14 protein-coding genes are annotated in these 22309 nt (G+C 44.7%); 7 read left to right on the top strand and 7 right to left on the bottom strand.

Translation table 11 applies throughout. The features are described 5' to 3' along the window. Nucleotides 1-11: 11 nt before the first annotated feature. From DOE51_RS02245 to DOE51_RS02235, 3 genes are all read right to left on the bottom strand, one after another. Entirely contained in the window at nt 12-869 is an 858-nt protein-coding gene (locus tag DOE51_RS02245) for a hypothetical protein (RefSeq protein ID WP_142694969.1), read from the bottom strand. Beyond that, nucleotides 859-1449: a pentapeptide repeat-containing protein gene (locus DOE51_RS02240; RefSeq protein WP_210415556.1), complete on the bottom strand. Its 591-nt coding sequence runs from the start codon at nt 1447-1449 to the stop codon at nt 859-861. The genes DOE51_RS02245 and DOE51_RS02240 overlap by 11 nt, the downstream gene beginning before the upstream one ends. A 102-nt stretch (nt 1450-1551) precedes the next feature. Further along, nucleotides 1552-2682, bottom strand: coding sequence for a hypothetical protein (locus DOE51_RS02235; protein WP_142694967.1), 1131 nt, complete (start codon nt 2680-2682; stop codon nt 1552-1554). 727 nt (nt 2683-3409) lie between these two features. On the opposite strand from DOE51_RS02235, the gene rnr reads away from it, so the two are divergent. Genes rnr through DOE51_RS02220 form a run of 3 tightly spaced genes read left to right on the top strand, consistent with a single transcriptional unit; the run spans nt 3410 to nt 8412 of the window. Continuing rightward, a complete protein-coding gene (gene rnr / locus DOE51_RS02230) occupies nt 3410-6079 on the top strand; it encodes a ribonuclease R (protein ID WP_142694966.1) in 2670 nt (889 codons plus the stop codon). 49 nt (nt 6080-6128) lie between these two features. Further along, entirely contained in the window at nt 6129-7628 is a 1500-nt protein-coding gene (locus DOE51_RS02225) for an AarF/ABC1/UbiB kinase family protein (RefSeq protein ID WP_246845275.1), read from the top strand. Between the two features lie 13 nt (nt 7629-7641). Then, entirely contained in the window at nt 7642-8412 is a 771-nt protein-coding gene (locus DOE51_RS02220) for a LysR family transcriptional regulator (RefSeq protein WP_142694965.1), read from the top strand. Here DOE51_RS02220 and DOE51_RS02215 read toward each other — a convergent pair. Then, entirely contained in the window at nt 8399-9553 is a 1155-nt protein-coding gene (locus tag DOE51_RS02215) for a hypothetical protein (RefSeq protein ID WP_246845273.1), read from the bottom strand. The genes DOE51_RS02220 and DOE51_RS02215 overlap by 14 nt on opposite strands. Nucleotides 9554-9709: 156 nt before the next feature. On the opposite strand from DOE51_RS02215, the gene DOE51_RS02210 reads away from it, so the two are divergent. After that, a complete protein-coding gene (locus tag DOE51_RS02210; protein WP_142694964.1) occupies nt 9710-10891 on the top strand; it encodes a DUF2252 family protein in 1182 nt (393 codons plus the stop codon). A 71-nt stretch (nt 10892-10962) separates the two neighbouring features. Here the strand turns inward: DOE51_RS02210 and DOE51_RS02205 are convergent, their stop codons facing one another. Beyond that, complete coding sequence (locus DOE51_RS02205; protein ID WP_142694963.1) at nt 10963-11796, bottom strand: flagellin; 834 nt, start codon at nt 11794-11796, stop codon at nt 10963-10965. 501 nt (nt 11797-12297) lie between these two features. After that, nucleotides 12298-13146, bottom strand: coding sequence for a flagellin (locus DOE51_RS02200; RefSeq protein WP_142694962.1), 849 nt, complete (start codon nt 13144-13146; stop codon nt 12298-12300). Nucleotides 13147-13466: 320 nt separating this feature from the next. Between DOE51_RS02200 and DOE51_RS02195 the strand changes: the two genes are divergently transcribed. From DOE51_RS02195 to DOE51_RS02185, 3 genes are all read left to right on the top strand, one after another. Beyond that, a complete protein-coding gene (locus tag DOE51_RS02195) occupies nt 13467-19589 on the top strand; it encodes a choice-of-anchor D domain-containing protein (RefSeq protein WP_168196373.1) in 6123 nt (2040 codons plus the stop codon). Nucleotides 19590-19591: 2 nt separating this feature from the next. Then, nucleotides 19592-20275 (top strand): hypothetical protein, encoded by a 684-nt coding sequence (locus DOE51_RS02190; protein WP_142694960.1) that lies wholly within the window; start codon nt 19592-19594, stop codon nt 20273-20275. Nucleotides 20276-20455: 180 nt separating this feature from the next. Continuing rightward, on the top strand, nt 20456-21772 hold the full coding sequence (locus DOE51_RS02185; protein WP_142694959.1) for an HD domain-containing protein: 1317 nt from the start codon (nt 20456-20458) through the stop codon (nt 21770-21772). Here the strand turns inward: DOE51_RS02185 and DOE51_RS02180 are convergent. Further along, nucleotides 21769-22305, bottom strand: a complete 537-nt coding sequence (locus DOE51_RS02180; RefSeq protein ID WP_142694958.1) for a thioesterase family protein — start codon at nt 22303-22305, stop codon at nt 21769-21771. The two genes, DOE51_RS02185 and DOE51_RS02180, sit on opposite strands and share 4 nt — an antisense overlap. Between the last annotated feature and the right edge of the window lie 4 nt (nt 22306-22309).

Here is a 22309-nt window from a genome sequence, read left to right as displayed (position 1 = left end):
TAAGGTCTTAACTAATGCGTGGGCAATTCCTTGGCGCCAAACAGGTCTCCAGACCTGAGGTTCACTTTGACTTCATAGTTTGTCTGCTCTCGCAAATCAGTCAGACAGATTGCCATCACACCGTTGTCCACCGAGGCATCACCACAGACTTTCGTATGTGTCGCCCAGTAATGCACAAGTGAAAGATGCTCATCGAAAATATAAAACTGACCAAAACGTGTGTAGATCACCACTGAAGAATCATCAAACACTTGCGCTAGCGGCGATGTATTCCACTGTATGTCTGGAATATAAACGTAGCGAGAGATGTTCTTCTTTGGATTACTTAAGAACACCCATCCTGTGTTGAAGATATCAATAAACAACTGCCCTTGCTCAATATGTCCTTCGGGTTTCAAGCTATAACCCTGGATATTATACGAGCGGTCCTGTAATTTCGCTTGTGGTGGATTTTTATAAGGGAATTTCGTATCGAATACTTGCTGCCAGGCTTTATCTTTTTTGTAGTTGGGCTCTGCGATTGCTCTGCGCTCGCGGCGCTCATCGCAGGCGTTTGCTTCGTTTAAGCTGATACGATACCCATAGACATTGCCTTCGCGCACTTGCATATAAGCGCTAATGCCTAAGAAGTCGGGATTGGCTTTGAAGGCTTCGCAATGCTTTTTCGCCATTTCTATTAAGTTGCGAACGGCACATTTATCTTTGGCTGGCTCCCACAATTCTTGTTCCAGTTTCATTTCTTCATTCGGGAAACGCGCCCACAGCAACGTTTCACAAGAGATTTGCACCTTGTGAAATAGGATAAAATAAGTCGCGGTGGCCAGCGCGATCAATAAAAGCGACGTCAGAATTGTTTTCTTATTTTTCAATAATTCCAAGTTCTTGCGCTTTCTGTTGAGGGAATGGCAGCTTCGTTGCTTTATCGACAACCGCACCTTTAAAAACAGCACCATACCAAATGCATGAAGTTAGATCGGCACCACGAAGATCGGCATCAGTAAAGTTGGCAAAGCGCAAATCACTGAACGCTAAGTTCGCACGTTGCATGTTTGCACGTAAGAACTTGGCTCCGGTAAAGCGATTGCCTTGAATATTGCTGTCACTCCAGTCCGTTTGCGTGAAGTCGGAATAATCGAAGTGGGCGGCATGTGCGCGGGTTTGTAAGAACAACGAATCGCTGAAGTCAGTTTTCTGCGCCGACATACGATCCATCACAGTGTTTTTAAAATTGCCCTTGCTGAGGTCGCTTTGATGCCAATCGCTGTGGGTCAGGTCACTTCCCATGAAGTTCGCCTGAGGCAATTTAGTTTGAATGCGTTTTTGGACATTGAAGTTTGAACACTGAAGGTTGCGAGTCAGCTCTTTACTTTCCGTGAGCTTTGCACAGACCGACGTTGAAGCTGCCGAAGCTGAAATCGCAAGTAGTAAACTTAGAAGTAATTCCACCACTCGTTTACTTTAGCAGCGGAACAGAAAAGTACTAGCTTAAAAAAGCAAAAAGCCCAGGTTGCCCCGGGCTTTTTGAGTTTCAACTTATTACGTCTTCTAAAATTAGAAGTTGTAAGTAAGAGCTACGTCAGCCAACAAAGTGTTGCCGTTTACGTCGCCTGAAGTTGAACCAGCAAGTGAACCATCAAGTTCGATTTTGCCCCATTTCAAACCAGCACCAGCTGCAACAACAGTGTCGTTTGTAAGGTTTGATTTAGTGTTAGCAGATTCGTTTTTGTTTTCGCCAACGATAACTGTTTGTTTAACAGAACCGCGAAGAGTCAACCAAGAAGCTGCATCCAATTCCATACCAACAACCAATGGAAGACCTGATTGAGTTGTTTTTACTGAGCCTGAAGCTGGTTCTTGTTTAACTTCGTTTGAAAGGTAGCTGATACCGTAGAAGAAGTTTCCGCCTTCTACTTTATGGTTGTTAACCATACCGATTTCCCAAGCATTTTTAGAAATATCGTTATCACCAGTCAAAGTTGAAGACGCTGTACCTTTTGCGTATTCGTAGTTAGCGAATGCATAGATAGAATCAAACCAGTAACCGCCGCCTACTTTGTAAAGGCCTTTAGCTTCCAACTCAGGAGCGCCAACACCAGCTAGATCATTTTCAGTTTTACCCATCAAACCAACGCGTGCGTATGCATTCCAAACGTCAGTACGAAGACCAGCTGAAAGACCCAAAGTGTTTTGTTTTTGAGTGAATGTAGCCGTTTCATTTTTAGAATTAGAGTAGTGAACTTCAGCACCGAATTTCATACCGCTGAAATCTGTTCCGTAGAAAAGATCTAGAGGATTTTGCTCAGTCAACAATACGTTAGTGTGAGCTGCAGAAGCCAAAGCTGCCTGATTCACGCCATCGATGAATGAAGTCGTAGTGTCATTGCGGTGACCAAGGTACGCACCAACTTTACCGAAAGAAGTAGTTCTTACGAAACCACCTTCAGCTTTAGGGCTTGTGTTAGTAACGACAGATGTACCGTCCCAAGAGTAAGTTGTTCCGTTAGTAGAACCGAACTCAAGAGTCGCGAAATCGCCAGTGTAGTTCATGTCAGCTGGGTTTACGAAGATCGTTTGAGTATCGATCAAGTGAGCTGCGTTACCTAGAGAATTCAAGCGAGCTTTAGAAGCCATCGCTGGAGCTGCTGCCATTGACAATGCTGCCAATACCAATAGTTGTTTCATTGTTGCATCCTTTCGTTTCGTTGCAATCTAATTACTTTAAATCCATTAAAGTTTGTAATTCGTTACACAAAAAATGCTAATGAGGGTCCAGTGCGAGATCAACAACAAAAATGTTGAAGCCCAAACTGCTCCATCAAAAAACTTCAAAAAAGCAATTCACTTCTCACGCCATTTTTTCGCACAAAAATTTTTATGTTTCTTTGAGATGTGTGCGCTTAACTTTTGCAAGGTCCTGCCGATGAAATCCGCTACTGGAGCACATTTCATGACGATCGCGACGAAAATGTCACATGTGGATAAGTGCGAATTTTTCGCACTTCATTTTCATTTTCTTTACGCCTCTTTTTTAAGCTTTTGTCCCCAATGACGCTTGATTTCAAATTAGAGCTGCCGCACTAGATCATAGTCCAGCTCACGTGTAAAAAGAGACGCAAAAACCTAGACCTTCGTCTTAGATTTCGAACTCTCATGAATTTTAAAAGCTGCTCGCTCCCCCGAAATATTGAATGAATATTTAACAAGACGAACGCGTACCACGAATTTCGGGATATAAATTCTGCGAGTGAAAAGTCTCTCTATATATTGATGTGGCCAAGTTTTGTCGGATCGCGAGATCTTAAGAATTCATAAAGAAATACTCTTCGAGATTCGCTTGAGCCGTTTATTTTCTATCGCTGTAAATCAGTTGAGTGATAGTCTTTAGATAATAAGGATGAACATCTCGCACATGCAGAAGAAACAAATTCTCCCAGGCACAATCAAAAGACATCCAGACGGTTTCGGATTTTTCATCGCAGACGACAAAGACCAACCAGACGTATATATCCCACGCAATTCCATGGAAGGCATCATGACGAACGATAAAGTCATGGTGGAGGTTTATCCAGAAAAAGGCGGCGAACGTTTTCGCGGTGAAATCGTAAAAATTATCTCTCGCGGAACTAAAACATTTGTAGGACGCTTCTTTAAACTGAACGATAAATTCGGAATCCTTCGTGACGAAGGCAAAGGCTGGGGTCAGGATCTTAAAATCAAAATTGAAGACTCCATGGGCGCCAAAGACAAAGAGTTGGTTGCTGCCGAAGCCATCAGCTATCCCGAAGACGGCAAAGGTTTCACTGGTAAAGTGACGGCCGTTATCGGCGACGCCCTTGATCCATTGACTGATATCAAACGCGTGATTCTTTCAAGCAACATCCCACAAGAGTTCTCGAAAGAAACTTTGGAAGAGGCGACTCATTATAAAGAGGTGCCGGAAGAGAAAGACTTTAAAGGTCGTAAAGATCTTCGCCACCTAGACCTGATCACAATCGACGGCGCGACAGCGAAAGACTTCGACGACGCCGTTTACGTTGAAACAAATAACGAAGGCTTTCTATTATATGTAGCGATTGCTGACGTTAGCCATTACGTGCAGGTCGGTTCCGCGATTGATCGCGATGCTTATGAGCGCGGGACTTCGGTTTACTTCCCTAATTTCGTTGTCCCGATGTTGCCTGAAGTTCTAAGTAACGGTTTATGCTCTCTGAATCCTCACGTCCCTAGATTGTGTGTGGTTGCTGAGATGCAGTTCGACTTCACGGGTGAAATGACAGGATCTGATTTCTATGAAGCCGTCATGGAAAGTAAATCTCGCGTTACTTACGGTGAGGCCCAAGAAGTTATCGACGGCAATAAAGTAGAAAAACACGAACATGTTCGTGAAGGCATTCTACGCCTTGCCGATTTAGCTAAGATTTTAATGGCAAAACGCTTTAAAGATGGCTCGCTGGACCTAGAAATCCCTGAAACAGAGCTTGTCATCGACGGCGCCGGCGTACCGATTGACATTCAAAGATCTGAACGTCTGTTTTCACATCGTTTGATTGAAGAGATGATGTTGGCAGCAAACGTCGCGGTTGCAAAATTCTTGCACTCGCGTGATGTACCGGCTTTGTATCGTATCCACGAACCACCTAACGAGCAGGCGATTCATATCCTTGAAAAGTATTTGATGACGTTCGGTGGAAAAACGAAGTTAAACCAAGGCAAATTGCAAAAGCGTTTAACGAAAGCTTTGGAAGAGTTTGAAAACCGTCCTGAAGCGCAGATCTTAAACATCCTTGCACTTCGTTCGATGAGCCAAGCGAAATACAGCCCGAATAACGTCGGCCACTTCGGTCTAGGCTTTGAGTTCTACGCGCACTTCACTTCTCCGATCCGTCGTTATCCTGACTTGATCATTCACCGCTTGCTTAAAAACCAAGTTGTGAAAAGCAATCAATACCGTTTGATGAGCGAAGACGATCTTGCAACAGCGGGAACAATTCTTTCCGCGGCAGAACAACGTTCAACGAAAGCAGAACGCCAAGTTCAATCGATTAAAAAAGCTCGCTTCATGGAAAAATTCATCGGCCAAGAGTTTGATGGCATCATCAGCTCGGTTGCGAAATTCGGTATTTTCGTTTTATTACGTGAATACGATTGCGATGGTTTGATCCGTCTTGATGATCTTGGCAACGATAAGTGGGAGTACGACGAAGAAAATATTCGCCTTGTTGCCCGCCGCTCTGGCTTTTCTTTCAATATCGGTGATGCCATTCGCATTCAAGTGGCGGCAGCCGATCCTGAACTAGGCCAAGTCAGCTTCGTAAAAGCAGGTCTAGAAAAAGATGAAGATGATGAGATGGATGAACTTGATGAGCGCACAGACGCACAAAAAAGTTCTGAAAAATATCTTAATAAGCTTCGTAAGAATTCTAAAAATGAAAAATCACGTGATGAACGCGATTACCCGCGCATTCATAACAAGAACGGCGATCGAAAAGATCGCGGTAGCGATCGTCGTGATCGCAACGCACGTCCTGATCGCAATGACCGTCAGGAAAAAGTTCGTGGTGAAAGCGGATCTCGTCACGAGATGGGTCCACGCAGTGAACGTCGTGGTGGAAAATCCGGCCGCGAAGAAACATTCTCTGATCGTGGTGTAAAACCATCTCGCTTCGCTGGCAAACAAGGCAATAAATCCAAATTCTTCCGTGACAGTCGTGAGGATGAATCTGGACAAGCTGAAAAAGTGCGCAAAGCTTCGCAAAGTTTCCGTCCTGTTGACCGCGAAGACGATGCACGCAAGGGTCCTGACGAAAACTTGTTACGCATGATCTTGGGACCTGCAGAGTATCGCAAGTCTAAGGGCGAGGATTCAGCAGACAAACCTAAGCTCAGTAAAAAATTGATGTTTGCCGAACAATCTAAACTCCGAGATAATAACGAGAATTCGGAGAAGAACAGTGACAGCCTTAAAGACCGGAAGTCAGATAGGAAAAACCCTAAAGAACGCCGCTCGTCTAAGAACGATAGTGGGGGTGTTCGCAAAGCACGGGTTTCACAAGGTCGCGGAAAAGGTAAAACTCGGTAAGTTCATTATTGAAAGGCTGAGTTCCTCTTCGGATATTGAATCTCTTTCCATGGCAGAACGCATGCGAATGAGTTTCGAAGAGCTCGGCCCGACATTCGTAAAATTGGGACAAGTATTAGCGACTCGTCCCGATTTAGTTCCCGAAGAATACGTCGCTGAGTTCGAAAAATTGCACGATCGTGTGCAGCCCCTACCCTTCTCTGTTGTCGAAGAAGTCCTTAAAGAAGAATTCGGAAATACTCTTTATCAAAAATTTGCATCCATTGATCCCGAGCCTTTAGGTTCAGCAAGTATCGCGCAAGTCCATCGTGCGCGTCTGGCAACGGGTGAAGATGTCGTCATTAAAGTACAACGCCCCGGCATTATTCTTACGATTAATGACGATTTGAATGTGTTGTACCTATTGGCCGATCTTTTAGCGACTTATATTCCGGAAACCCGCCCGTTCAATCCAACAGGTATCGTGAATGAGTATTTTAAAACACTGGAACTTGAAACCAACTTCGTCGTTGAAGCAAATAACATTCGCCGCTTCCAAGAAAACTTCGCCAAAGATGCGACGATCAAAATTCCGAAAGTTTATTTCGACCTAACGACCGAGCGAGTTCTGACAATGGAAGCATTGCCAGGAGTTCCGTTAAGCCAAGAAACTTCATTGGCTCAAGGTGGTAGTGACGCGAAAGAAGTTATTCGTCGCGGTTTAGGTGCTTATCTTAAGATGGTTTTCCATGACGGACTTTTCCACGGTGATTTACACGCAGGAAACTTTTTCGTCCTTCCCGACAATCACATAGGGCTTATTGATTTCGGCGTTGTCGGTCGCTTAAATACGCGCACACAAACGGCTATCGCGAATATGCTTTTAGCTTTATCGAAAGAAGACTATGACCGTTTGGCGTTTGAATATGTCGATCTGGCTCCGTTTTCAGACAAAGTGAATAGTGATTTGTTCGCGAAAGAATTGCGTGAATTGATTGCGCCTTATTACGGACTGACACTAAAGAACGTGAACTTGGGCAAAATCCTTATGCGTTCTTCTGGAATCGCGGCTCGCCATCATATTCAAGTTCCAACTGAACTGATGATGTTCTTTAAATCGATTGTTTCGATTGAAGGCATTGGTCGCAAAATCGATAAAGACTTCGACTTCCTGACGTACTCTTTGCAATTTGCAGGGGAACTGGCGAAGACTCAATACGGACCAGAGCGTGTGATGAATGACCTGACACAGGTTGCGCGTGAATCGCGTGCGTTCATTCATGCGCTTCCACGACAGTTGAATTTCTTCTTCAGAAAGATCAACAGTCCCGATCACGCATTTAAAATTAAAGTGGCAGAGATTAAAGAGCTTAAACGTTCCGTTGAGGTTTCGTTTAATTTATTATTCTTGGGCGTGATTATCTCTGCTTTGATTTTAAGTTCGTCTTATATTTTCGTCCACGATACTACGAATCATGTCTGGGGTATTCCGACTGCGAGTTTTGTCGGTTATATCCTGGCTGTGATTTTGGGTCTAATAGCATTCGTAAACTATATTAGAAAGCCCTGAGGTGTAGAACTTTATGCAACAACTTTATTATGAACTCAGCGTTCTAGCCAAAGCTGTTCACTTTAAAAACCTTTCAGCCGCAGCATTGCACGTGGGCTTAAGCCAACCACAACTGTCGCGCATTATCGCAAAGATCGAAGACGAGCTTAAAATCGTTCTTCTTGATCGTTCTGCAAAAAGAAAATCCGGCTGGACTGCCGTCGCTTTCCAGTTGGCAGAGATCTTTGAAAAGTCCATTCGCCGTCTTGAACTTGAAATGCAAGGGATCAGCAACAATCAAATGGTTGGCGAATTGCACATTGGCACGCTAGAAGGCCTTTCGGACTTCGCTTTGAAAGCCGTAAGACTGTGCTTTGAAGAAGTGGGCGTAAAGAAAATCACTCTAGATATCTTTGACTTGAATGAACTTGAAGCGAATTTCTTGTCAGGAAATTTGGATTTGATCTTCACTTCCAAACAACCGGGTCGTCAGAAGTTTAAATATTTGATGGAACTTGGTTTCCAAAAATTGGAAGAGATCAACACGAACAAGAACTTCGCGGTTTTAAGTTCGTTTGAATACGGTCGCTCGAATAAAAAAGAGCTTGAAGCGTATCCACACATTCTTGTTTCAAATTCTTTGGCGATGAGAAAATCGTGGTTTGAAAAAACCGGCGGTACAGGTCACATGCCTACGGAAGCGAAGCGTGGCAGAGCAAAAGATGCGGAACCCGTTTTGATGATCGGTTCGGAACTCTTAAGCCCTGTGCTTTGGGAAAATATCACAACAGCTATTTCTGAATAAAGCCTACGTATTTATTAACGGCGTCTGCCACTTCGGCAGACTCGTTGATGATACGCTGACTGATGGCCATATCTGGGCCGAAATAACCGAAGGCCCTGATCACTTGAGTGTTCGCCAAAATCGGCGACGTGTTCTTCAAATTATAACGAGCATTCATATACGCATTTGCATTCCAGATATTGTCGATCCCAATATCCGCACGATTGCGACCAATCCATTCACGTGCCGCCTGCGCCACATGACAACTAACGCAGTCCATGTTTTCAGGATTATAGACTGTTGGATTTTCAATGCGCAAAGAACCCGCAAGATCCTTACGCAAAATATCTTCCATACCCGATTGGAAACGCTGTGAATCACGAATAACTTGATTCACTGAATCCGGGCTGTTTGGCTCTGGAGAAATTTGCCCACGTTCAAAATGATCAGAAGGAACTGCGAAGTTGATAAATGCTTGAGCGGAACGATCCAAACGCGGAATTTTAAGCAATTCCAATTTGCCATTCTTCACACTAAAACCTTGGAAAGCCCACATGTCACCGGCGCCACGTACAACCATCGCGGTCACACGCGAAAGATTTGCAACACCAGCATACTTGCGCACGATCTGATTAAAATCAGTAAGCGCAGCACTTTGATCTTTTTCACGAGCCCACGCGGGATGAATTTGCAAAGGCAGGCCTTGGGTTTTTACTTGGTATTTATTTTTCCACTCACCGATATCTTGAAGAAGCGTATCGAATTCTGCGTCTGTTAAAACATAGAAACTGTGAAGAGCCGCATCGACTGTTTGCGGTTGATCTCTGCGACCTGGTTCGATCGGCTGCCATACTAAACGCATTTGCTTCTGGCATGACTGCGGAGTTGGCAATGGGAAACAAGGATCAATACGCACAGCAATTACGCGCAATGTGTTTTTAATTTCCTCTTCCGTGTGCACTGGCGAAAGTGGCGGCAGTGTGCCCAAGAATTTTGAAGGAAGAAGAGCGCCCCCTTTTCCCGGCATATCCAAGCTTAACAATTTGTTTTCACCAATACGCACTGGCAACGGCATAAGATAAGACACGTCATTCAAATCCCACGCAGCGTGAGCAGAGATTGAAGTCATCGCGAAAAACAGCACAGCAAAGATATGTTTCATGAGGGCAAAATTTCAGTTTTCCGCTTCGAATTCAATGATAACCGGTTTACTCTGTGCGCCATCGCCAGCAATGAAAATCTAATGAAAACATGACGTCACTTTTGGTAAATTTGGCTCGGAAATTGATTATATTGAGGACTAGAGGTGAAGATTACGATGAAGTCCATTTTAACGCCTGCTCGCACCCATATGGTGATGAACATTTTGACAGCTTTCGCCCTATTGGCGCCTGCTTCGGCGTTTGCGGCTGGCGAGGTTTGCACCACTATTTTTGGCGCCACCGATTCACAAGGTGTACAGCTAAAAATCGACGGCACGTGGAGAAAATACGACGGCAGTCTGTTCATGGCTTTCCGTGCGAATGCACCGCACTTTTGGAATTGGCTGCGTGATAATCAAATCCCACTTCTTCAACCACGCGGCACCGTCACAGGTGATCCGCACATTCAAAATTTCGGCGACGTCGCTCTTAAAGACGGTGGAAGAAAATATGCGCTCATCGATGTCGATGACAGTGGTATGAATGCGCCCCTTGCCGGTGATTTCTTGCGCTATTTCGTCGGCAATCAAATCTCTCCATTTAAAGTCGACGCAAAAGACTTATTCAAAGCTTATGTTGATGGAGTTTCGGGCAAAAAAATGGATAAGCCTGATTACTTAAAACAAGTTGAAGACAAATCAGATAAAGATTTCGCCGATCGCCAGCTAAAAAGAATTTCTAAACTTTCAAATGGCAGAAATTTTTCGCCCGATGCCGAAGTAACTCCGATTCCAAATACTTCGGCAGAGATTCGTGCCTTATATGAACAAGTTCTTCCTGCATTTCAAAATGAAATGACGGGTTATGAAATCTTAGACGTCGGTTACCGCACTAAAGACAGTGGCGGCAGCCAAGGTCTTCCACGTTTTTGGTTCTTGTTAGAGAAAAAAGGCGAACGCCATGTCTTTGAATTTAAAATGGAAACAGATCCCGCGACAGCTCTCTACACACACCAGCCTGACGCTTTAACGCGTTTTAAAAACATCGCGGATACTTATCGCCCGTCTCAAGAAGTGCTCGGTCCTTACAAGTTTTTGCAAATTGGCGACAAGGTCTTTTTGTTACGCGAAAGACTTTATTCCTACGTGAATCTTGATCCGGCTTTAATGACCGCTGATAAAGACAAAAAAGATGCTCAAGAGATGTCGTTGTATATTGCAAACAAAATGGGTCTTGCTCACGGTCAACAACAAATGGGTGGCGAGCTAAAAAAACGACTCGAAGCCGACGGAGCTTATGACAGCTTCACGTCCCTAGCTGTTCAATACATCACTAATATCTCTAAAGCGAATCAATAATAAAAGGGCCGCGTTTCCGCAGCCCTCTTTACTCCCAGTCTTCAGGGAGATTTATTTTAACTTTTACTCAATTAGCCCAAAAGTTTTAAAGCCAATTGTTGCGACTGATTCGCTTGACCTAGGACTGATACACCCGCTTGCAACAAGATGTTATTTCTTGTCATCTCTGATGTTTCTGCCGCTACGTCAGTGTCTCTGATTCGCGAATTTGCTGCTGACAAGTTTTCATCTGCGATCAACAAGTTATTAGATGTTGATACCAAACGATTTTGTAGAGCACCAAAGTTTGCACGAATCGCATTCACCGAAGTGAGTGCTGAGTCGATCGTACTCAAGCTTAGTTGCGCACCTTGTTTCGTTCCTACTGATTCAGCAGTTAGACCCAAAGCCTCTAGTGAAGAGTTCGCTGCACCTGCGTTGAAACTGATGCGATCTTGGAAAGCATCGTTGTTCACGCCCACTTGAATATCAATCATTCCACCAGTTCCGTTCAGAAGATCGTATCCGTTGTACTTCGTTGATTCAGTAATACGCTGAACCTCTGACTTCAACTGTTGATACTCAACATCTAGGAACTTTCTTTCTGTGTCACCAATAGTATCAGATGAAGCTTGAACGCCCAACTCTCTCAAGCGAATGAGCATGTTGGATACTTCGTTCAATGAACCCTCTGCCACTTGCACTAACGAGATACCATCATTGGCATTTCGGTTAGCTTGTCTAAGACCGCGAATTTGTCCTTTTAAGTTTTCGCTGATCGCAAGTCCCGCAGCATCGTCTGCAGCTTGATTGATTCTTTGTCCAGAAGCCAATCTTGCCATTGATTTATCTGCGTTCAGACGTGTCATATACAGGTTTTTTTGTGCATTCAATGCCGACACGTTTGTTCCAATTCTTAATCCCATTCTATCCTCCGTGCATAAGTTTCTTCCTCCGTGAAGTGTTGCCATCCATTGGCATAAGGCGCGATCCGTGCACCTGTTAAATTAATAATGTGGATGCTTGCGAAGAAGCTCCGCTATACTCATCGACAAAAATTCAAGAGATCTCGAGTCCAGATTTTCGATTTCTTTTTTTTATTTTTTGGAAATTTACGAGAGAAAACTTTTTTGAAACGTGCGCAGGGTGCGCGAATAAAAATCACACGACTAAGAACGTCGTCATCGAAGCCGAGAGCTTCGGAAGAAAATTGTGTTCCCCACATTTCTGTGGGGACACGTCGCAGGAAACAGATCAATATAGTCAGCTCTTTTAATAGAGCTTCGGGCTTTTATACACTCGGAACCGTCGTTAGACGGTTCTCTTGAGGGTGATCTTGATCATTGAAGATAAGATCGGGAACCGAAATCTTTTCGGAAGTTGAGTCTACTTACTCCGACAATCCATTATCGAAGTAAGTTGTTAGACTAACCTTGGAAAGATTTGTTCAAGAGTCCAAGTGCTACGTTAGCTTGTTGGTTCGCTTGTGCTAGTACGCTAGTACCTGCTTGCAACAAGATATTATTTCTAGTCATTTCTGAAGTCTCTTCAGCTACGTCTACGTCTCTGATACGAGAGTTAGCAGCAGACATATTCTCAACCGATACTTGAATGTTCGAAACAGTTGATTGAAGACGATTTTGGATCGCACCGAAGTCTGCACGCATTGCAGAGACACTTACGATCGCTTGGTCGATAGCTGCTAGAGCATTTTGTGCTGAAGCTTTATCTGCTACTGACGTCAAGTTTACACCAAGTGCTGCAGAGTTAGCGTCTGCTTTTGATGCGTCGAAAGAGATACGGTCGATTTCTGGATTATTTCTAGTACCAACTTGGAAGTCCAAGATAGAACCAGTTCCTGCCAAAAGTTGAGTTCCGTTGAACTCTGTACCTTCGGAGATACGGTCGATCTCTGATACTAGTTGATCATACTCTACGTTTAGGAACTGACGCTCAGTCGGTCCGACAGTGTCAGAAGCTGCTTGTACAGACAACTCTCTCAAACGGATTAAGATCGAAGAGATCTCATTCATTGAACCCTCTGCCACTTGGACTAGAGAGATACCGTCTTGAGCATTGCGTGACGCTTGTTTTAGACCGCGAACTTGAGCTTTCAAATTCTCAGAGATCGCTAGACCGGCAGCATCGTCACCAGCGCGGTTAATACGGAATCCTGATGCAAGCTTTTCCATGCTCTTATCAAGACCAATCTTCGTGCCCCACAAAACTCTTTGTGCGTTCAACGAAGCTGTATTCGTGTTAATACGTAAACCCATAATTCCTCCTCCTTGAAGATTTACTGAGTTTCGATCCTTGAAACTCAGAGCACCGTCTTAGTGCCGATGGGCGGTTCATTTCTTACCTTACTCATCGGAGTCGTGAGAAATTCCTAAAGTGATACGTATCATTTTTTTACATTTCTAGCCTAAAGTTGTGAGATTTTTCGCTTATGGAGAATATATGCGCTCACTACGCACAAATTGCGGCAACAAATATGACTTTGTCTCTTTAGGAGGCACCTCGTTATACCGATTAATTATATAGATATATTCCCGTGAACAACTTCGACTTGTGCGTACTGGTAATGAGGCTGGAATTGATTAAAAAACTGCTGAACGGTTTTTATCTATTATATCTGCTAACACTGATTGGGTGCTCTCCCCAAGGAGTCATCTCGTCATCTGCTTGTCTTAATAATAACGCCAACTGTGCTTCCGCTTCTACATCGATTGCCTTCCAAGGCAGTGATAGCGATTCATCTTCAGTTTCTGTGGGTGCAAATGGCTCACTGGGTTCTTTAAAAATCAAAACAGTTCGTTATGGCGAACAGATTCTTTTAGAGTTCGTTGTTACCAACCCTGGTCTTTCTCCGTTAACGTTCGCAAGTAAGGCCTTAAGTCCAGGTGATGCTGCGTTTACCGACGGCGATGCTCGCTCTGCAAAGTCATGCATTGGTACAACACTATTATATAGTCAAAGTTGTTCAGTAGCGATTTTGTATAAACCCAACGATCCAGCTCCTGCGGCGCAAACTGTTCAGCTGAATTTTAAAACATTCCTTGGTGAAGACTTCATTATCAATTCAGGCTTCGATGCTAACTCGCTGCTTGCGGATTTTTACGTCGATCCAACCAAACTTGCTTTGCCGGATACGTTTGTTCACGATGTTGCTGCCGGTGCACCCGTCTCTTTCCAATTTAATTTAGAAAATCACGGACAAGATGTTGCTGGTACAGCGATTGATCTTAAAAACATCCATTATTCTTTGAAGCCCGGATCAGCATGTACTTTAAGTGATGGCCTGACAGGACCATGCAGTGCAGTCACTGATCTTGCTGGAAAAACCTCGTGTGAACTGACTTTGACTTACAAGCCAACGACAGCTGGTTTGCAAACGTGTGATCTTTTAGTCAGCGCAAGCAACGGCATTTCGCAGGTCCTTCGCTTCCAGGGTAATGCTTACCAGTGGACGACAACACAATCATCCTTAGATTTTGGAACGAGCAATGCAACGGCTCCGATTGTTCAAACATTGCACTTGAATTTGCCTTCTGGTCCTAGCTCCCCTGCAACTGCATGTACGTTCAATACAATCGGCGGCACGAATGCTTCGCAATTTGCAGTCACTCCGGGGGGAACATGCACGAGCTCTGTGGCTGGTGGCACGGATTGCGATATCAATGTGCAGTGGACACCGATTGTAAGTTCTGGTGATGCGAAGGCACAGCTGCAAATTCTTTGTGACACTCGTGGTGGCAATTTAACAATTCCCCTTCATGGTAGAAAAACTTCTAGCTTGTTAATCGCAAGCACCAATGAAGCGAATTTCGGTGACGTGTTGTTGTCATCAACGAAAGATCAGACAATTCAGTTCACAAACACAGATGCTTCGCCCTTAACCGGCCTACAAATTACTTTAAATAATTTATCGGGAACACGTTTTGCGGTTCAATCATCTACATGTGCAAGTACGCTGGCGGCGGGCGCAAGCTGTAATGTTGTCGTGAGATTGAATGGTACTGCGATTGGAAATTATTCTGCTTCATTAACGGCAAAATCCACACAGGCCACTTTGGATTCTAATATTGCGCTAGTGGGGTCTGTTTCTACTGTCAGAGCGTCGCAAGCACGAGTTGATTTCGGCAGTGTCGTTCCAACCAAAGATCGTCCAAGCTATAGCTTCGAATTTAAAAATCCAACGAGTGTGGCAGCAACTGGTTGTCGTCTAGACAGTTCAGCACTGAGCGCACAGAATTTCGTCGTTGATTACGATAGCTCTTGTTATGGCGCCACTTCACTGGCGGCTGGTGCAAGTTGTAATGTGAAAGTTCACTACACTGCGAAGTCGCCTGAGGTTGATAATCAAGCAGCCCTTTCTTACGTTTGTTCTGTCGGTGGCACTGCGACCGTACAACTTTCGGGCTCGTCACGCAGTGAGCTTCGTTTAGTGACGCTGCCACCTGCGCAAGCGGACGCAAAAAAACGTCTTGTGGGAATAACTCAGGATTTCGATTTTGTTTTAGCGAATTCTGATTTAAGCGCCGACGTTCCTGACTTAAGTGTGACACTGCCTTCTGCTCCGACAAGTTGGAGTTTGGTTTCAGCCGGAGCCAGCGATTGTGCCAACTTAGCAAGCGGCACTCTTCTGCATTCCGATCTTTGTAAAGTGCGTGTTCGCTTTAATCCTTCAGCAACGGCAGGTAGCGAAGCTATTGGTGCAACGACGGGTGCTTTAACTTTAAGTTCTTCTGACGGCACGTTAACAACGATGCCTTCTCTAAAATTTTCTGGCGAAGCTGTGAAAATTCAATCGTCAGCAGCGAGCTATGACATGAACATCGTGCCAACTGGTACGGCACAATACTCTCAGACGTTTGTCTTCTCGAATCCTTCTGATGTGGATACGGCAAGTTCTTGTACGCTAAGTACTTCTGCGCAATTTGTTGTGACTAACTCAACTTGTACTTCATCGTTAGCACCTTTGAGTTCTTGTTCGACTCAGGTTGTATTGCCATCACAAAGTGCGTCTGCGGATTTCAACGAAACTCTTGATTACACATGTTCGGTGGGTGGTCGCGCTCGTGTTGCACTTCATGCTTACGTACAAAAGCCGCCAACATTAAGTTTAACTGGTACGACAAACTTAGGTTATGTGGATATTGGTCAGACTTATACAACAACGATGACTTTAACTCATACGGGTGTGGCGCTTGATGATGTTGCGAAAGCCGTGCTTGCCGCCGTTTCAAACATGCCTGAATTTCAAATCACAGCGAACAACTGTCCAACCCAGATGTCCCCGACTGCTTCTTGCACAATCGACGTCACTTGGACACCGAGTATTTCGGGAACTCGCACTGCAACTCTTTCAGTGACGGGTTCTAACTTCGCGACGTTGACAGCATCATTTACAGGAGAAGCGGTTGATCCTACTTCGCGCGTGGTCCCTTCACCAATGTCCGTAAGTTTCTTAGGTCACTTAGTTGGTTCGCATACCGAGCAAACAATTACTGTCAGCAACAATGCTGCGAATGGAACTTCCGCTGCATTAGTGTCAGGGGCTTTAAGTCAGGGTTTACCGTGGTCTGTTTCAAATGATCTTTGCAACGGCAATACGCTTGCGATTGGGGCGAATTGCACGATGAAGATTAATTTTGATCCAAGTGCAACCGGAACGACTTCAGGCACGTATACTGTAAGTGCAGGAGCTATCAGCAAAACTATTTCTTATGCAGGCTCTGCAGAACAAATCACTAATTCAGTTTCTTCTGTCTATAACTTTGGGGATATTGACATTGGCGCAGCCGCGACCTCTCCAGCTATCACGATTGCGAATCCGTCTTCTTTAGATCATGCGACAAGTTGTAACTATACAATCGACTCACCGTTTACGATTGACGGGACTTCGACATGTGCTGCGACTATTAATAGCAGTTCTTCGTGCTCGATTAAAGTGACTTTGCCAAGTCAGTCTTCTGGCATTTCGTTGACTGGTAAAAAATTGAATGTCGATTGCGCAGTGGGTGGACATACGGAAGTGGCACTGAGTGCTGAAGTAAAAGAAATTCCGAAAATGAATTGGACTGGCACAGTTGCTTTCGGAGAACAAGATATTAACACCGAACAACTGACTCAGACTTTCACACTTACGAATCCAAAATCTTATGCGATTGATTTAACTTCATTTGGTTTTGTCGGTTCTGATTCTTCATTTACGATCACGGCCACGACTTGCGCTATCGGGAATCACATGAATCCAGGCGATAGCTGTACTGTGACTGTGAATTTCCAGCCAACGACTTCGGGTAATAAATCAATCGTGCTTCGTGCAGGAGCATTGTTGCCGAACCCGTATAACAATGACATCACGCTAACTGGTAAAGGCACGACGATGAGCTTGGCTCTTTCCGTCAACACGTTAGCGTTCGGCCCCGTTGAGCTTGGTTTTGCAGGCCCGCATGATACGAAGTCTGTTGTCATCACAAACAACGGTAATCGTGTTGCGAATCTTGGTTTTACTGGATTAACAAATCCACCATTTGGATTGAACTCAGGCACATGTGCGACGATTGCGGCAGGCGCGAACTGCACGATTCAGGTTTCAAGTTATGCGGAAGGTTCCACTGGAAATGCTTCGCAAACTTTGACTTTGACGGAAACTCAAAACGCACATAACTCGACGAAGACCGTGGCAATTACTGGTTCAACGGTTCCGGTTGCGGCACTTGCGATTAAAGATACACGTGCGCAAAGTACTTTCATCACGACAATTGCGACAACAGATATCACGGGTCCAACAGATGATGCGAATAACATCGTAAATCTAATCCCTGCCAATAAATCTGTGACTTATACAATTCGCAATAATGCATCTGGTGCAGGCGATATCTCGGGTCTTACTGTGGGCCTTGTTTCATCAAGTGGTGCGACTGGCACAATGACAGTTGCAAATGACACTTGTACGGGAACAACAATTGCGGCACTTGCAACTTGTACTTTCGATGTTGTGTATACGCCAACAACAAACAATGAAACGTCTGATTATGCTTTGACCGTCACTGGCACAAGCGTCCTGAGTGGCAATACAGTTACGGCAGCCGCTTCGCACGTCGTAGGTCACTCATTGAGATCTGTTTCGATCACGTCTTCGCCGGCTTCGATTACTTTCGGCCCAACGAAAGTGACTCAAACCGCAACTTCAGGGACAATTACAATCACAAACAACGGTGATCGCACTGCAACGGGCTTAAGTCTTTCAACTTTCACGGGCACAAATTCAAGCGTGTTCACCGTCACAAGTTCAACATGTGGTTCGACTCTTGCTGGTCAAGCTAGCTGTACTTATTCAATCTTATTCAGCCCTACACAAGCCGCTTCGTTCGTCGCAGCCCAAGATGTAGTTACAACACAACAAACTACAACGTCGGCTTTAGCAATAAAGGCTGCCAGTTATAACGAAACAACCGGAACCCTTGGAGCAGTCAGATTTGGTTTGGAAGGTGACGTCACTTCAGATGGAACTTACTATTACTTTGCATCTCGCAGTACAGATGGCACAGTAGCCAGCGCGTACTCTCGTCCCGTAATTACGGTATGCCCGATGACGACAGAGTCGGCAGTTAATACGACTTCTTGTCAACAAAGTGAAATTAATGATGGTACAAGATTGTTCCTATCAGGAATTGGAAACGGTTCCGGTCCGCGCATCCAACAAAGCGGAAATAAAATATTTGTCGCTCTTCAAAATCAAGAAAATGATAGTTCCGGGTATGGTGATGCGACGATTCTAAGTTGCATCAAAAAAGGTTCATCTAGCCCCACTCTTTCAGACTGTGCGATCTTGAAACCACATACATCGCCAACCATTAATAAAGCTGGTGCTGGTTTGTATCCTGCAATGGTAATCTCTGGCGACAAACTCGCTATGGCTAATCAAACTCATACCGGATTCATCATCACAGTCTGCGATATCGATACCGCAGGCACTGATCCTTCCAACGGCGTAAATGTTAATACTTGTAAAGCCTATGAGAACGCCACTTTAGGCGACAACAACGCATCTTACATCAGCCTGGCCTTCAATGGGGCGCAAGCTGTCGTTTCATACTTTACGCAAGCTTCAACCCGAGTCTTAATGGGCACAGCATGTACGATTGGTGGGGATAACACGCCAACATGTGGATCAAATTCTGTGATCGATAATCAAAGCGTTGTTATCGGCGGCGATACATTTGAACCCGGTGTTTATCCATCAATGGTTATGGATGGAACGAAATTCTATGTCGCTCATCAAGCGGGCGAAAACATCTATAAAGCATCTAAGCTTTCAACGTGTGACTTCACTTCAACAACAACATTCACATGTGCTTCCCAAGTCACCGCACAAAGTGCTGATTCTTCGGGATTAGGTCTATATCCGAGTTTACAAATCGTGGGGAGCGGCACCGGCGCACATCTTTGGATTAACTATGTTGTGACTGGTGATTACGGGGATCGTCTCAACAGCCCACGCTACGAAGTACGCTATTGTACGACGACGGCAACAACACCGACTTGCGCGGGAAGCGCTTACTTAACTCAAGCGACCTCTGGCAATCCAGCGACTGTTTACTCTCGTCGTTCTTACTACAATACGACAGGAAAACTGCTCGTCGTTCCTTACGCAGCCACTACGCAACGTTTAGGACTCGCAAACATTGGATTAACACCGGAGCTTTAGATTTGAAGATAAAATTTGCCTTAATCACCACACCACTAAAAATTTCGAAGATGTTCTGCATCTTCGTCGTCGCTATTTGTGTGAATGCTAAAGCGCAATCTCAAACTCAAGAACCGGCGCAAACACCAGCGAAAGCGACGAAAACTTCCGCGAAACCAAAACGGGTTCCGAAAATTCTTAACTTCTCTTTAGGTGTAGGTTACCCAGGCAATGCTCTTGAAGCACCAAGCAAGCATCTAAGCATCAGTCTTGATTTGTGGGATGCAGGCAATTGGAAGTGGGGACCTTATTTCGCGTATTTCTTAGCCGATGGCAAAGAGACTGTGAACTTCCCATCGACGGGTTACACCGAAGTACGCCACAGTCGCATCAACTCTTATGCACTTGGAGCGCAAGGTCGTTTAAGACTTCGCCCACGTTATAATTTAATTACGGCATTGGGCCTGTCGTACGCTTCACAAGAAATTACAAGCGTCGATACGACAGCACCGATTCCATCATCAAGTGTTGGCTATAAAAAAGAGTTCCCTGTTGGCCTGTACGGCAAGGCCGGAGTTCAATATACGGTGACTCGTAAAAATTGGGCTTATGGGGCCGAATTGGGCTTCGAAATTACCAATATGACGAATAGTAACGAGTCTTTCTCTGCCGGGTACTTAAGCGCTTTGATTCGTTATGGCTTCTAGATATTAGAAAAATTTCTCGGCATAGGATGTCAGGCTTCGATATCTAGGTGATAAAGGGGCCCCTGAAGCTAGACCTAGTGGCTTTCTGACATCCCTAACCTCGACAAATCCCCTCTATTGACAGAATAATTCTTAGTACTCATATATCAGTCTGAAAACGTTCGCCCGAGGAGCCCTATTATGGAAATCAGAGATCCCGTTCATGGTTCAATCTATTATGCTGACCCTGAAGTCGCGATCTTAGATACCGCTGAATACCAACGCCTTCGCGCGATCAAGCAACTTGGCTTTTCAGAGTTCAGCTTCCCAGGAGCCACTCACAATCGCTACATCCATTCGATTGGTGTCGCCCATTTAGCAAGCCTCGTGTTCGATTCTATTTTCAGAGTTTATCCATTTTCAAAACCATCTGTGAAAACGCGCTTCCGCCAGGTCGTGCGTTTGGCGGCTCTTCTTCATGACGTGGGCCACGGTCCTTTAAGTCATACGACAGAGCAAGTGATGCCGCCCTTGGCTGATTTGCAAATTAAAATTTACGAAGAAGAACAAAAGTACGGCGATGCCGCACACACAGTGATGTACAAAAATCGTAAAGCGAATCACGAAGACTATACGATTAAGTACGTAACGGATTCGCCGATTTCTGAAACGATCATCAAACAGTTCCCTGATATTTCTCCAGTACACATCGCATGCTTGATCGACAAGGCTTTGCATTGCCCTGACGATTTCTTCGTCGATGCCGGCGTAGATTTCCGTCCTATCCTTTCGCAACTCGTAAGCAGCGAAATCGATGCAGATCGTATGGATTACCTAGAGCGTGATTCTTATTTTTGCGGAACGAACTACGGTAAAATTGATTCAAACTGGTTGATCCAAAACATGACTTTCCACCGTGTGGAAAATAAATTGTATCTGGCAATGAATCGTCGCGCCCTTTATTCATTCGACGATTTCTTGATTTCGCGCCATCACATGCATTTGATGGTTTACGGTCATCATAAAAGTATCATCTATGAAGAAATGCTGAATCGCTATTTGACGTCACCTGATTGCACGTTCAAATTGCCAGGCGATATTAAAGAGTACACTCTGTACAACGACTATCGCCTGCATGAACACTTGCGTAGCGTTTCTAACCCATGGGCCCGTCGTATTGCTGAACGTCGTCCATTCAAAGTTTTGCTAGAGCAACATCACACCACTGAATCTGATCGTCCTGAGATGATTAAAGGTCTTTTGGAAAAAGAAGGTTTGGAAGTTATTTGGGCAAGCTCGAAAGCGCGCTTGTCGAAGTACCACACCGCTTCTCCGGAAGAGCGTGCGGCGCAGATCTATGTCGTCGACCAATTCGATCCATGGAGCAAACCAACGCCAATCAATCAATCGACAGAGATCTTTAAACGCTACGAAGGAACACGTATCATCGATCGTATTTACGTAGCGCCAGAAGACTTTGCAAATGCAGAAAAGGTTTTGAAATCTTTGAAGTTCTAACTCGGATGGATCGCTGTTGAATGAGCATCTTCAGCGGCGATCCAGTTTTTAAGATAATCAGTCATCGCAGGTGGCTGTTCTTTAGATCCCATCGCATCCATCAATTCCTGAGGCGCCACCAGGCCACCCTTTCTAGATAAGAAGCGCGCACGAATCATTCCCCACGCAACTGCTTCACCACCGCTGACAAAAGTGTGCTCAATGTAAATATACTTATCATCCCAGTACGCAAGCTTCGTGTGGATTTCAAATTTTTTGAAAAGCTGCAAAGACTTTCTAAAACGCAAACGTTCGGCCACGACAACGGGATACCAGCCACGTTCGGTGAACAAATGCAGTCCACCGATGCGAATCATATAATCAGTACGAGCTAAATCTTGCAGAGAAAAATAAACCCCGTTGTTCATATGCATCAGCACATCAAGGTCTGTCGGCAGAACACGGAACGGAGTAGGACAAGTATCCAAGAGATGCAGTTTACTTCTGTATTTGGAAATGAAGTATGTCCATAACAGACGGAAAAACATATTCATGGAT

Origin of the sequence: Bdellovibrio sp. NC01 (assembly GCF_006874625.1) — a bacterium.
Taxonomy (GTDB): Bacteria; Bdellovibrionota; Bdellovibrionia; order Bdellovibrionales; family Bdellovibrionaceae; genus Bdellovibrio.
This window is presented reverse-complemented; position numbering and strand designations above follow the sequence as displayed.

Coding starts and splice junctions, on each gene's coding strand:
- DOE51_RS02235 (WP_142694967.1), bottom strand. CDS start 2,682: ATGAAACAACTATTGGTATTGGCAGCATTGTCAATGGCAGCAGCTCCA.
- rnr (WP_142694966.1), top strand. CDS start 3,410: ATGCAGAAGAAACAAATTCTCCCAGGCACAATCAAAAGACATCCAGAC.
- DOE51_RS02225 (WP_246845275.1), top strand. CDS start 6,129: ATGGCAGAACGCATGCGAATGAGTTTCGAAGAGCTCGGCCCGACATTC.
- DOE51_RS02220 (WP_142694965.1), top strand. CDS start 7,642: ATGCAACAACTTTATTATGAACTCAGCGTTCTAGCCAAAGCTGTTCAC.
- DOE51_RS02215 (WP_246845273.1), bottom strand. CDS start 9,553: ATGAAACATATCTTTGCTGTGCTGTTTTTCGCGATGACTTCAATCTCT.
- DOE51_RS02210 (WP_142694964.1), top strand. CDS start 9,710: ATGAAGTCCATTTTAACGCCTGCTCGCACCCATATGGTGATGAACATT.
- DOE51_RS02205 (WP_142694963.1), bottom strand. CDS start 11,796: ATGGGATTAAGAATTGGAACAAACGTGTCGGCATTGAATGCACAAAAA.
- DOE51_RS02200 (WP_142694962.1), bottom strand. CDS start 13,146: ATGGGTTTACGTATTAACACGAATACAGCTTCGTTGAACGCACAAAGA.
- DOE51_RS02185 (WP_142694959.1), top strand. CDS start 20,456: ATGGAAATCAGAGATCCCGTTCATGGTTCAATCTATTATGCTGACCCT.
- DOE51_RS02180 (WP_142694958.1), bottom strand. CDS start 22,305: ATGAATATGTTTTTCCGTCTGTTATGGACATACTTCATTTCCAAATAC.